This window comes from Algoriphagus winogradskyi (assembly GCF_900182815.1).
GTDB classification, from domain to species: Bacteria; Bacteroidota; Bacteroidia; order Cytophagales; family Cyclobacteriaceae; genus Algoriphagus; species Algoriphagus winogradskyi.
Genome location: NZ_FXUA01000001.1, coordinates 80,634 through 93,098 on the forward strand (window position 1 = coordinate 80,634; position 12,465 = coordinate 93,098).

A 12,465-nucleotide genomic window follows, 5' to 3' on the forward strand; every position below is an offset into this window, starting at 1 on the left:
GGTTTACGGTTTCAAAAAAGCAAAAGAAAAGTATTACTTCCTATAATCCTTCCCAATCTGCTGGAAAATTTTGAAAACTGCAGGACAAACGAGGGTATTTTTAAGTGAAAGCTCCAAAATACCATGCATTTTTTTACGATCGGTATGTGGATATTCTCTGCAAGCCTTTGGACGATCCTCATAGACCAGGCATTTATTATCTGCTCCCAAAAAAGTACAAGGAGAAGAATTAAGCACAAAATCTCCTTCTTCATCTCGATGTAAATATGCATCGATGAATGCACTGCTTCTCATTCTAAAAACCTTAGCCAATCGATCTATATCAGTATTCAGAAAAATTGGACTCGTAGTTTTACAACAGTTTGCACAGTCCAAACAATCTATTTCTCGAAAGGCTTCCTTATGCAGTTCTTCGAATTTTTCATCTAAAACCTTGGGCTTTACTTTTTTGAGCCTAGCCTTCAATTTTTGATTAGAAGAATATTCTGATTTACTCTCTTTATTGAAATTTTTAAGGTCTATTTCCAAAATACATAAAAGTTAATTAATGAAAATATTCATTTAGAGAAAATAAATTCTTTTATAAAAGATAGATTTTCAGTACCTTATACAGGCAACAAACTCTAAAAGCCATGAGAACTCATCCTTCAGAATTATACTTCTATCATAGCCCAGCACAACCTGTAGACAAACAAACCCTCGCATATGCGAAGTCAATAGCTCAATTTGTCAATTCCATTGATATCAGCAAGGAAAAACTAACAGCTACACAATGGAATACCCTCTTGATCAAATTAAACTTAAGAGCTAAAGACTTGCTAAACCGTGCCCATCCAGACTACCAACGATTCATTGCTGGTAAAAACTGGGATGAAGAAAGCTGGCTGAACATCCTGATCAAATCTCCCAATCTGATCAAAGCTCCCATCGCTACTTTGCGTAATAGGGCGATTATGTGTAGTACACCAACTGATATTTTAAAGCTTAATTCGATGCATTTAGTCTAATACCATCCGATTCTATTTGAATCATTCTGGCTTTATATAACTGTCCTATGCATTGTTTGAAATGCTTTTTGCTCATGCCTAAGTGTTGCTGAATTTCTTCAGGAGCAGACTTATCATGCAAGGGCATAAAACCTTTAGCTTCTAATATTGCTAGTATTTTTTCTGACCCTTCATCATATTTTATCCGACCAGGAGGCAATAGCTGCAAATCCAGTTTTCCGTCCTCGCGATTTTTTTTGATGTAAACCTTCCTTTTTTCGCCAAGCTCCAGAGGCTGGAAAACTTCATTTTTAAAAAGTAAGCCTTCGTACTCATTATCGATTAGGACTTTGAATCCCAGATCAGTTTCTTCGAAAATTACTCCTTCGAGCTCCTTTCCTTCTTCCCAATCCATTGGAGCCAAGCGCAGAAAATCTCTATACTTATTGACTCCAATTAATCTATTGGTCTTAAAGTCCACACAAACTTTAACTAAGTATTTCTGGCCAACTTCCATATTTTTACCCATTTCTGATTTGGGAACAAATAGATCTTTTGGCAATCCCCAGTCAACAAAAGCTCCAAAAGAGGTGATTTCTTTGGCCTCCAAAACAGCAAACTCGTCCAGAAGTGCAAGAGGTTTTTGCGTCACCGCAACTGGCCGATCCTCGCTATCTGTATATACAAACACTTCGATTTCGTCACCTTCTTTTTCTTCGCCTTTGAGGTATCCTTTTGGGAGTAAAAGTTCTTCGCCAGAGCTCAAGGCTAAGTAAGCCCCGAAATCCGTGAATCTATTGATGGGTAATTTTGAAATTAAACCTAGTTCTTTCATGTGGCAAAGGTAGCTAATAATCGCAGTTTGAAACTGAACTTTTGTGACAAACAAAGTCGAAGATCGAAAGTTAAAAAATTGGATTTGCTACAAGTCGGGAGTAGCTTTGAGGTCTTCAACTGATACAAACCGGTGGATCTAAACCCAAATTCTAACTATAATTTTTAATCATTTATTATGAAAAACATCTCAGTCATTGGTTCTGGTACTATGGGAAACGGCATAGCACACGTATTTGCGCAGCATGGCTATGACGTAAGCCTTATTGATATCAAGCAGGAATTCTTAGATAAAGCCTTAACAACTATCACCAAAAATTTAGATAGACAAGTGGGTAAAGGTTTGGTTAGTGAAGAAGACAAAATCGCAGCTTTAGGTAGAATTCAAACTTTCACAGCTTTAGATCAAGGAGTGAAATCTGCCGATTTGGTAGTGGAAGCTGCTACTGAAAATATGGAGATTAAACTGGATCTTTTTCGCCAAATCGACCAATACAGTCCTGATTCAGCTATTCTAGCTAGCAATACTTCTTCTATTTCTATTACAAAAATAGCCGCTGCTACAAAACGTCCTGAGCAAGTGATAGGGATGCATTTCATGAATCCTGTACCAGTAATGAAGCTCGTAGAAGTTATTCGTGGGTACGCAACTTCAGATGAGGTCACTGCAAAGATCATGACTTTGTCCGGTAAACTTTCCAAAGATCCTGTGGAAGTTAATGACTATCCAGGCTTTGTCGCCAATAGAATACTGATGCCAATGATTAATGAGGCGATCTATTCTTTGTTTGAAGGTGTGGCAGGCGTAAGTGAAATTGACACTGTAATGAAACTTGGGATGGCTCACCCTATGGGTCCGTTGCAATTGGCAGATTTTATCGGTTTGGACGTCTGCCTTTCTATTCTTAGAGTCCTTCATGAAGGTTTTGGCAACCCAAAATACGCTCCTTGTCCCCTATTGGTAAATATGGTTCAGGCAGGCTATAAAGGGGTGAAATCCGGAGAGGGTTTTTATAAATACACGGCTGGAAGCAAAGATTCAATCGTGTCTCCTCGCTTTTCAAAATAAGAACTCATGCACATCGCAGTATCTGGAAATATAGGCAGCGGAAAAACTACGCTCACCGAAAAATTGGCCAAACACTATGGCTGGAAAGCTGAATTTGAAGCTGTAGACAACAACCCTTATCTTCCTGATTTCTATGAGGATATGAAAAGATGGGCTTTTCATCTACAGGTCTATTTTCTCAATTCCCGCTTCAATCAAATTAAGAAGATCCAAGAAAGTGACACCCCTACTATACAGGATAGAACAATTTATGAAGACTCATACATTTTCGCGGCTAATCTATATAAAAGTCAGCTTTTGACAGAGCGGGATTATGAAAACTATCAAAGCTTGTTTTCGAGTATGATTTCTCATGTGAAAGCTCCAGATCTTTTAATCTATCTAAAAGCGGATATCCCCAAATTGGTAGGTCAAATAGAAAAAAGAGGGAGATCCTATGAGACTACAATGCGAATAGATTACCTGAAAAATCTTAATACGCACTACGAAGAATGGATTGCAAATTATACTGAGGGTAAGCTTCTGATAATTGACGTCAATAACCTTGACTTTGTCGAGAATCCTGGAGATTTCTCATTCGTAGTGGAAAAAGTAGAACGGGAAATTTTCGGATTGTTTTCCTAATTTGATTTCATATCAAGAAAAAAAGAGTCCCGCATGTTCGGGACTCTTTTTTGTTTAGGACTGATATTTCCGATTAAACCAATTCAAAAGCATAACACGTTGTTCTTCTTTTGGGTTAATAAGTAATTGGTCCAAGCGCTTCAAAGATCCTCCGGTCATCAGGGTTTCGAAAGGTGTAATTCTAAAAAGTTTGTACCCATGAATCCTAGTCTGCAAGTCAAATTGAGCATCATTATACGCTGTAAGCTTCCATCCTATTGCCCCATTTCCTGAGAAATCTCCTGGCTCACTAGGCTCGCCGAAACAATACTTTGCAACGGGAGGACCATTCCATATTCTTTGTTGCATTCCTACCTTCAGGCATTCCTTCTCATAAGTTCGGCAAAGTCTTTTTTGCGTTTCCGTGAACGGAAAGTTTAACTCAGCATATAGATCCGACCTAAAAGTTACTTGTCTGTACCTGTTAAAATGCAATTCTTCATCATAAACGAAAAGGTTTCTGCCAATTTTAAAATCAAACTTTAGCTTTTGCAACAAAGGAATTTCACCTATGCCTGCAAGGTCAGAATAGATCTCTGAAAGCCAGTTTCTACCTTTTGTGTCTAAATATTTTGGTTCTAATTCCAATTCAAAATCCCGCTCAAAATCTACCTCTCCCTCACGTAAAATAAGGTCGAGTTGGCGAGTCATTAAGTTATCCATTGGGTTGGTTTTATAAAAACAGGATTGCGCTGTTAGTCTATGCAATTGAAAGCAAAGGGGGAAATTATCTACTTTTCATCCTTGTCAAGGTCGTCACCTATGCGTTGTTCCAGGTTTCCTTTTGACCCTGGGAATGTAGTTCTCTGGGAAATATCATATCCGATCCAAAACATGATTAACATGAATATCACAAACAGGACCAAAAAGATCTTTTTATTCCGCTGCATTTGCATTAATATTTAATTCTATGACACGCAAAATTAACCAATCATAAGAATTCTCAGACCATTGTTCATGAAATGTTGAATGAACCTGCCATAAAATTATACTTTTTCAAAATTGTGTTTAATTTTATGAAGACAGGACCAAACGTACTTTTTACTTCCAATACCCTTTTTCATCCGATCATGTATCAATCAATAAGCGAGCAATCAATTTATCAGTACTTTGGCGAAGATGAGCCAGAGATGATTAAAGAGATGATTGAGATAATTCTAGAAACCAACATCAAAGATTTAAGTGAATTAGATAAATTTCACAACCAGAATGATTTCCCAACAATTAAAAAACGATGCCACAAAGCTAAACCTAGCATGAGCTACATAGGAGCTCAAAAAACTCGTAAATTATTGGAAGAAATGGAGAACAATCCTAATGATTTCCTAGTACTCAATAATGACCTACAGACTCAACTATCTACTATAGAAAAGGAACTTAAACTGTTTCTGGAGGATCTAAACTAAATCACAGAATAAAAACCCTAATGAAAATTCAGCGAAAACTACTGTCTTTGGCTTTGCTTTGCATTGTCTTTTTGCAAGCTCATGCGCAGTCAACTTTAAGCGTAGATTACATCATGCGAGATCCTAAGTGGATGGGAACTTTCCCTTCTTCTGCATCTTGGAGTGATGATTCTCAGACGATTTACTTCAGATACAATCAAGCAAATGATCCTGCCGATTCCCTGTACAAACTTACATTAGCCAATAAAGCAGCAATATCAAAAGTGAGCTGGACTGAAATGAGAGCCAATGAGCGAAATGGAGAAGAATTCAATGCAGACAAATCGCTCCGAATATTTCAGGAAGGCAAAAAACTGAAGCTTGAGACGATGGCTACTGGCGTGTCAACATTACTATTAGAGTGGCCTGAAAACTTTTCTAATGCTAAGTTCATGGCTAATGAAAACGAAATCTCATTCGCATCTAAGAACAATCTTTATGTGTTCAACAGATCCACCAAAACTGTTAAAAAAGTCACCAACATTTCTACCGAATCTAAGCCAAAAGAAAAATCTAAATCAGGAGAGGAAAAAGTGGCTTGGCTTGAATCTGAAAACCTGGAACTACTAACTGTAGTGAAAGAACGTAAAGAAAAGGATAAAATGCGTCGCGAATATCGTGATGCTTTTCGCGATTCAGAAGAAGAAGAATTCACTTACTATACGGAAGGTAAAAGCCCAGTGAACCTTCAATTATCACCTGACGGCAATTACGCTACCTTTTCTATCTATACTTCTTCAAGTAACAAGAATACGATAGTTCCTGATTATGTGGACGCATCAGGCTATACCACTGATCTTAATACGCGATCTAAAGTAGGAACAACCCCTACAAAAATGGAAGTTGGGATTTATGATTTGACTCGTGATACAGTTTATTTTATCAGTACGTCGGACCTTCCTGGAATCAAAGATTTGCCGGATTACGTGACAGATTATCCAGATAAAACTTGGGAGGAGAAAGAAAGAGAGGTATCCTTATCGAGTCCATATTTTTCTCCTGATGGAAAAAATGCAATTGTCAATATTGGATCGGCAGACAACAAAGATCGTTGGATCGCTGCAGTTGATCTCCACACAGGAAAATTGAATACACTTGATAGACAGCGTGATGAAGCTTGGATTGCAGGTCCTGGGATTGGAAGATCCTTCTATGGTGGCACGCTAGGGTGGCTCCCAGACAATAAGCACATATACTTCCAGTCAGAAGAAAGTGGATATTCACATCTCTATGTGCTAGACATAACTACTGGAGATAAGAAAGCTTTAACTTCAGGGACTTATGAGGTTTTTGACCCCTTTCTCTCTAAGGATAAAAAGTCTTGGTACCTGACTACTTCTGAGGTAGATCCGGGGGAGCGTCATTTTTATAAAATGCCTTTGATGGGGGGAAAAATGCAAAAACTCACTTCCATGACTGGAAATAATGACGTAACTCTTTCTCCTGATGAAAAAAAGCTTGCCATAATCTACTCCTACAGTAATAAGCCCGCTGAGCTTTATCTTCAAGACAATAAAGTAGGAGCAAAAGCTGAGCAACTGACTTCAGGTCAAAGCGATGAATTCAAAGCATACAACTGGAGAGATCCCGAAATCGTACGATTCCCAGCAGAAGATGGAGCGCAAGTTCCGGCTAGATTGTATACTCCTGACCCTGCCAAAAGCAATGGAGCAGCAGTAGTTTTTGTCCACGGTGCAGGCTATTTGCAAAACGTCCACAAATGGTGGAGTAGCTACTTTAGAGAGTATATGTTCCACAACTTACTCACTGATCTAGGTTATACAGTTTTGGATATTGATTACCGTGGATCTGCTGGTTACGGCCGTGATTGGAGAACAGGAATTTATCGTCACATGGGTGGGAAAGATCTATCTGATCAAGTTGACGGGGTAAAATACCTAGTTGCTAATCATGGAGTAGACCCAGAGCGAGTTGGCTTATATGGAGGTAGCTATGGTGGATTTATTACCTTGATGGCACTATTCAATGCTTCTGAAACTTTCAAATCCGGAGCTGCCCTGCGCTCGGTAACTGACTGGGCACATTACAATCACGGCTATACCGCCAACATTCTGAATACTCCAGAAGAAGATCCGATTGCCTACCGTCGTTCCTCTCCTATTTACTTTGCAGAAGGCTTGAAGGGAAATCTACTTATGGCTCACGGAATGGTGGATGTCAATGTTCACTTCCAAGACGTGGTTCGCCTTTCTCAGCGTTTTATTGAGTTAGGAAAAGATAATTGGGAAATGGCAATCTATCCAGTGGAAGATCACGGGTTCGTAGAGCCTAGTTCTTGGACAGACGAATACAAGCGTATTCTAAAGTTGTTTAATAGCACCTTATTGGAAGAGTAAAAATTCAATTCTCAGAAAAAAATAGTGGCTGGTCTATCGATCAGCCATTTTTTTTCCTTGTACAGATCAATTCTTAAGATAAATTAATCTGATTAATTGGACTAGTAGTTTTGCAATAATAGTTTAATACTATTTTATTAGCAGAACTAAAAAAAAATCTATTGCTACTAATCCTACTCTCTTAAATTCATGCGAAAAATCCTCTCAGTTCTATTTGTCACGTTAACATTGCTTTCCTGTACAAGTGAAGAAAATCCTGTAATACCACCCACCGAAGAGTTTTCAATTTATGTGGAGAAAGAATATAAAGCAGATAATCAAACAAAATATGCTGTCTTACACAATGGTGATGGAAGTGTCCTTGATTTTAAAGAAGTAATCAATGACGATACATTAAAATTTACATTGCCTGAATCCACAGTCTATCATCTAACCATCTATAGTAGTGACGTCTATAATGGTGCCAAACATAGTATATTAAGCACCTATTTGAATATCACAGCAAACGGGAGCATAACTTTGGGTTTGCCAACTGAGTCTACATTAATTAGTGGAGAAAAGAGTAACAATTTTGAGGTGAAGGTCAATCATTCAGGAAATATAAAAATTATCGGCATTAGCAATGCAATAGGAAATAAATCCACTAGCTCCACTGTTTCCAGTAATTACGCAAGTGCAGAAATGACCAGTGATAAAGATTTAGATGAACATCTAATCTCATTAATGGATATGAACGGAAGATCCTACTATAAGCTCTTCTTTATTGAGGAAGGAAAGATCAACTACACCTTCGATTTCGAAGAGTTTAAAACTTATGAGCATGAAATTCAAATCGAAAACCAAGAATTAAACTTTTCAAGTTTACAGGTTCATGAAATGGTAATTAGGAACAATGCATTAAAAAGAGCATTTTCAAGAATGGTATTCCCCGCAGGATTTTTTGGAGATCAACCCGAAAACTACACTCTGGGCTTCATGGATGGGTTTTCAATTTACGAGACCAGCATTAGCGCCCGTGTTAGAAGTAATTCAAATCTATCGCTATTCATTCGAGCAAGATTTTCAGCTCTTCCAACACTTGATTTGGCTACCCCTCAAACATTACAAATTAAATCTGAAAATTTGTCAAATTTCGGTTTGATTCTACCTGCTTCCTTCGAAAGATGGAGTGCCCGCTGGCGGTACCAAGAAAATAATACAATTTCCATGGCATGGAGTATATATGGTAATACTACCGAAATACCTGAATTTAAAATGCCCGCAGAACTCGTGGAGCAAAACGATCACCTTCAGAAGATTTCTGACCTAAAACTTGAGACTGTTACGGCTATTAAAGGGAAGTACACCTATGAGGAATGGTTATTAAATGAGTTTGTTGAACGGAATGATCCCTTAGAATTTCAGGAAGTCACATGGACTGAATTATATTAAGCGAATAAAAAATTGTTGTTAATCAATCGTTGAGAAGCCATAAAAAAAGAGTCCCGGACACCCGGGACTCTTTTTGGTAAATACGGACGAAAGATTTTTCGCCTGTACATTAATTAACTCATCAACAATTCAATAATCTGGGCGGGTGCTTGCACACCTTCAACTTTATCATCCTCAATCTGTTTTCTCAATTCATATTCCAGTTCGAAGATCAAACCGGATACAAAGACCTTGTCCATTCTCAAATCGCTTTCAAACGAAGCGTATTTTCTTTTTCCTGTCAGGTCGATTCCATATTGATGGAAGACCTTGGAGATTTTTCGTAAATCAGTATAATTTTTCATGTGCTTAAATTTTTTCAAAGGCCACCTAGCCTGTCCCGAGTTTAATTCAGGGGAATCTCACCTAGCATGCTCATCTCGATAAAATTCGAAAAAAGAATTACTCGATTTCAGTGGGTATATAGTTTAAACCCTTGCTAATCTTGCCGACTAGCAAGGGTAATTAATTCAATTTTTGCTTAAACGTATGCGGCAGCTTCTGACTCAAACTCTTCCACATTAGTATCTTCGAGTTCGATGTGCTTCTTCTCACCTTTCCCGATTTTCACCATAAATCTGTCAAACAAGTAATAGATTACCGGCACCACGACCAAAGTCAGGAACATGGAAGAAAGCAAACCACCGATGATCACCCAGGCCAAGCTGTTTTTCCATTCAGCACCTGCACCAGTTGCCAAAGCAATCGGCATCATACCTATCACCATCGCAATCGTAGTCATCAAAATCGGTCGGAATCGGATCTTCACAGCTTTTTCTAATGCTGCTTTCACCTCTACTCCTTCTTCTTTCAGCTGATTAGTGAAATCGACCAAAAGGATCGCATTCTTCGCTACCAGCCCCATCAGCATGATCAGACCCATGATGGAGAAAATACTTAGCGTTCCTTTCGTAAGTGCCAGAGCAAGCAAGGAACCGATCAATGCCATAGGAAGTGAGAACATCACTACTAGTGGATAGATATATGAATCGTACAATGCAACCATGATCAAATAGATCAAGATGATGGATGCCAATAGCGCGACTCCCAAGGATCCGAAACCTTCACTTTGGTTTTTCATGTCACCGTCATAGTTGATCTGAACTTGTTGTGGAAGTGTCATGGCATCTATCGCTGCAGTCAATTCAGCACCGACTGTACCCGAAGGCACACCTGCTACCTGAGAAGTGATTTTCACGGAAGAAACACGGTCTCTTCGCTCCAACTTAGTCGGACCTTCTGACTGATTCACTTTTGCAAACTGCTCTAGCTTCACCAGTTTTCCGCTTCTATTCAAGAACGTAAGGTTCTGAACATCCGAGATTGATTTTCTGTCAAACTCATTCAGTTTCACCAAAATGTCATATTCGTAATCACCGTCCGTGAATTTGGAATCATCATTTCCATTGAAAGCTACCTGAAGTGCTCCACCCACCATATCCATGGAAAGACCAAGCTCATTCATTTTGTAGCGATCTACTTCTACTCTAATCTCTGGATTACCATCTTCAAGAGAACTCTCGATTTTACGGGTTCCTTTAAGACCAGTAAGAATCGCTTCTATTTTCTCAGAAACTACTCGAATGGAATCCTTATCCGGTCCAGATACAATCACTTGAATCGGTGCATCGTTCGCAGTACCCATGATGGAAATCGGAACACCTGTGTACTCTGCTCCTGTGATATTTTCCTCCAAGTAATTCTCTAGTGTTCGTGCATAATCAGGACCTGTCATCGATCTGTGTTCCGGATCCACCAATTTCACCAATATCTCAGAGGTAAAAGGAGAAGACTGAGAACCTGTAAATTGACCAGAAGCTACACCAACAGTCGTAAATACCTCGGTCACTTCCGGTAGGGTTCTTAAGTAATCTTCCACCTCACGAGTCTTAAAGTTGGTTTGCTCCAAGGTTGCATCTTTTGGAAGCTCCAGTCTAAGTAGGAATTCTCCTCTATCACCTTCGGAAACGAATTCCGAACCAATAAAGCCTTTGATCACCAAGAAGAAAGAAGAAATAAAGAGGACGAAAGTGATTGCGAGCAAAGCGACTTTATGCGCAAATCCCCATCTTAAAATTCCAACTAACCAATCCACAAATGAATCCAATCCAGACTCGAACCCATAGACGATTTTTCCAAAGAAGGAATTCTTATCCAAATGCTCCAGCTTCGAGAATCTTGAGGTGAGTAGCGGAATCAACGTAAATGCAACAAGCAATGAAATCAAAGTAGCTGTCGCAACTGTAATACTGAACTGAGCCAAAATACCTCCAATCAAACCTCCGGTCATTGCTAATGGCACGAATACCACGATAATCACCAAGGTGATAGAAACTACTGTTGCCCCGATTTCACGAATACCATCGTAGGAAGCCTGAGCGATAGTTTTACCCATTTCCAGGTGACGGTAGATATTTTCTATCACCACAATGGCATCATCCACTAGGATACCAACCACGAGTGAAAGTGCTAGCAATGACATGAGGTTCAGGGTAAATCCTGCCAAGAACATGACCGTGAATGTCGCCACAATGGAAGCCGGCACAGCTACCATCACGATAACTGCATTACGGATACTGTGTAAGAACAACAGCATGATCAAAGCCACCAGTACAACTGCAATAATCAAATCAGTAATTACATGATTGGCTGCTTCCAAAGTAAACTCAGAAGTATTTTGGGAGATCTGGAAAGAAACACCTTCAGCAGTATAGGTCTGCTCCAAGATTTGGAGTTCTTGCACTAATACTTCAGAAACTTCCACTGCATTGGCATCGGATTGCTTTTGAACAGTCAAACCAATAGCCGATTTACCGTTAAGTCTGGTAAGAATATCTTCGTCTTTGTAAGAATCGGCTACTTCCGCCACTTCTTTCAGCTGAATCGGTGATTCATCTGATCGATAAGCGATCACCAGATTTTCAATGTCCTGAATGTTCTGGAATTTTCCAGCAAGGCGGATCAACACCTGACCTTCGTTGTCTTTCAATCGTCCGGTAGGAAAATCAAGATTACTGGAATTGATAGTCTGAGCTACAGTAATCGGCGAAATACCATATGCATCCAGCTTGTTTCTATCCAAGTTTACTTTGATCTCACGTTCAGTACCGCCCAGCATATTCACTTGGGCCACACCTTTGATCTGTGCCAAAGAAGGCTGGATTTTATTTTTCACCAAATCATAAAACTCAGAAGGCTTCAAATCTGAATAAATAGCCAATTGCATAATTGGCAAATCATCCAGATCAAACTTGCCCAAGCTCGGCGGATCAGCGTCTTCAGGGAGATCACCCAAGATCGCGTTGATCTTGCGCTGTGCATCCTGCATGGAATAATCGACGTCTTCTCCAGCTTCCAGCTCTATCGTGATAATAGAAATACTCTCCTGAGAAATGGAATTCATGGATTTGATACCTTCCAATGAAGCCACCGCATCCTCGATTTTCTTCGTTACAGAAGTTTCCACTTCAGATGGTGCAGCACCGGGATAGATGGTAGAAATGGTCACCACATTGGTTTCCATTTTTGGCAAAAGCTCGTAGGACAATTGCGTGTAGGAAAAAATCCCCAGCAAAGTCAGTACGGTAAACAGTACGACCACCATGGTCGACCGTTGTATTGATATTTTAGTGATTTGCATA

The 12,465-nt window shown here is 39.4% G+C and carries 11 protein-coding genes; 6 read left to right on the forward strand and 5 right to left on the reverse strand.

Translation table 11 applies throughout. From position 1 onward, the window contains the following. Positions 1-33 precede the first annotated feature (33 nt). Positions 34-528 (reverse strand): YkgJ family cysteine cluster protein, encoded by a 495-nt coding sequence (locus QOL76_RS00370; RefSeq protein WP_377918791.1) that lies wholly within the window; start codon positions 526-528, stop codon positions 34-36. A gap of 104 nt (positions 529-632) precedes the next feature. On the opposite strand from QOL76_RS00370, the gene QOL76_RS00375 reads away from it, so the two are divergent. Next, entirely contained in the window at positions 633-1,007 is a 375-nt protein-coding gene (locus tag QOL76_RS00375) for an arsenate reductase family protein (RefSeq protein ID WP_283411031.1), read from the forward strand. Here the strand turns inward: QOL76_RS00375 and QOL76_RS00380 are convergent. Beyond that, on the reverse strand, positions 985-1,821 hold the full coding sequence (locus tag QOL76_RS00380) for a CvfB family protein (RefSeq protein ID WP_283411032.1): 837 nt from the start codon (positions 1,819-1,821) through the stop codon (positions 985-987). The two genes, QOL76_RS00375 and QOL76_RS00380, sit on opposite strands and share 23 nt — an antisense overlap. A gap of 177 nt (positions 1,822-1,998) precedes the next feature. Between QOL76_RS00380 and QOL76_RS00385 the strand changes: the two genes are divergently transcribed. Continuing rightward, positions 1,999-2,889, forward strand: a complete 891-nt coding sequence (locus QOL76_RS00385; RefSeq protein ID WP_283411033.1) for a 3-hydroxybutyryl-CoA dehydrogenase — start codon at positions 1,999-2,001, stop codon at positions 2,887-2,889. A gap of 6 nt (positions 2,890-2,895) precedes the next feature. Then, positions 2,896-3,513, forward strand: coding sequence for a deoxynucleoside kinase (locus QOL76_RS00390; RefSeq protein ID WP_283411034.1), 618 nt, complete (start codon positions 2,896-2,898; stop codon positions 3,511-3,513). Positions 3,514-3,567: 54 nt separating this feature from the next. On the opposite strand, the gene QOL76_RS00395 is transcribed toward QOL76_RS00390, so the two are convergent. After that, complete coding sequence (locus QOL76_RS00395; protein ID WP_283411035.1) at positions 3,568-4,215, reverse strand: DUF7255 family protein; 648 nt, start codon at positions 4,213-4,215, stop codon at positions 3,568-3,570. Positions 4,216-4,568: 353 nt separating this feature from the next. On the opposite strand from QOL76_RS00395, the gene QOL76_RS00400 reads away from it, so the two are divergent. The 3 genes from QOL76_RS00400 (at position 4,569) to QOL76_RS00410 (ending at position 8,785) form a co-directional block, all read left to right on the forward strand. Continuing rightward, on the forward strand, positions 4,569-4,958 hold the full coding sequence (locus tag QOL76_RS00400; RefSeq protein ID WP_283411036.1) for an Hpt domain-containing protein: 390 nt from the start codon (positions 4,569-4,571) through the stop codon (positions 4,956-4,958). A gap of 20 nt (positions 4,959-4,978) precedes the next feature. Further along, positions 4,979-7,354 (forward strand): S9 family peptidase, encoded by a 2,376-nt coding sequence (locus QOL76_RS00405; RefSeq protein ID WP_283411037.1) that lies wholly within the window; start codon positions 4,979-4,981, stop codon positions 7,352-7,354. A gap of 189 nt (positions 7,355-7,543) precedes the next feature. Next, positions 7,544-8,785 (forward strand): hypothetical protein, encoded by a 1,242-nt coding sequence (locus QOL76_RS00410; RefSeq protein WP_283411038.1) that lies wholly within the window; start codon positions 7,544-7,546, stop codon positions 8,783-8,785. A gap of 113 nt (positions 8,786-8,898) precedes the next feature. Here QOL76_RS00410 and QOL76_RS00415 read toward each other — a convergent pair whose 3' ends face one another. Both QOL76_RS00415 and QOL76_RS00420 read right to left on the reverse strand, forming a co-directional pair. Then, positions 8,899-9,129, reverse strand: coding sequence for an acyl carrier protein (locus QOL76_RS00415; RefSeq protein ID WP_283411039.1), 231 nt, complete (start codon positions 9,127-9,129; stop codon positions 8,899-8,901). 176 nt (positions 9,130-9,305) lie between these two features. Further along, positions 9,306-12,464 (reverse strand): efflux RND transporter permease subunit, encoded by a 3,159-nt coding sequence (locus QOL76_RS00420; RefSeq protein ID WP_283411040.1) that lies wholly within the window; start codon positions 12,462-12,464, stop codon positions 9,306-9,308. Position 12,465 lies beyond the last annotated feature (1 nt).

Coding starts and splice junctions, on each gene's coding strand:
- QOL76_RS00375 (WP_283411031.1), top strand. CDS start 633: ATGAGAACTCATCCTTCAGAATTATACTTCTATCATAGCCCAGCACAA.
- QOL76_RS00380 (WP_283411032.1), bottom strand. CDS start 1,821: ATGAAAGAACTAGGTTTAATTTCAAAATTACCCATCAATAGATTCACG.
- QOL76_RS00385 (WP_283411033.1), top strand. CDS start 1,999: ATGAAAAACATCTCAGTCATTGGTTCTGGTACTATGGGAAACGGCATA.
- QOL76_RS00390 (WP_283411034.1), top strand. CDS start 2,896: ATGCACATCGCAGTATCTGGAAATATAGGCAGCGGAAAAACTACGCTC.
- QOL76_RS00395 (WP_283411035.1), bottom strand. CDS start 4,215: ATGGATAACTTAATGACTCGCCAACTCGACCTTATTTTACGTGAGGGA.
- QOL76_RS00400 (WP_283411036.1), top strand. CDS start 4,569: ATGAAGACAGGACCAAACGTACTTTTTACTTCCAATACCCTTTTTCAT.
- QOL76_RS00405 (WP_283411037.1), top strand. CDS start 4,979: ATGAAAATTCAGCGAAAACTACTGTCTTTGGCTTTGCTTTGCATTGTC.
- QOL76_RS00410 (WP_283411038.1), top strand. CDS start 7,544: ATGCGAAAAATCCTCTCAGTTCTATTTGTCACGTTAACATTGCTTTCC.
- QOL76_RS00415 (WP_283411039.1), bottom strand. CDS start 9,129: ATGAAAAATTATACTGATTTACGAAAAATCTCCAAGGTCTTCCATCAA.
- QOL76_RS00420 (WP_283411040.1), bottom strand. CDS start 12,464: ATGCAAATCACTAAAATATCAATACAACGGTCGACCATGGTGGTCGTA.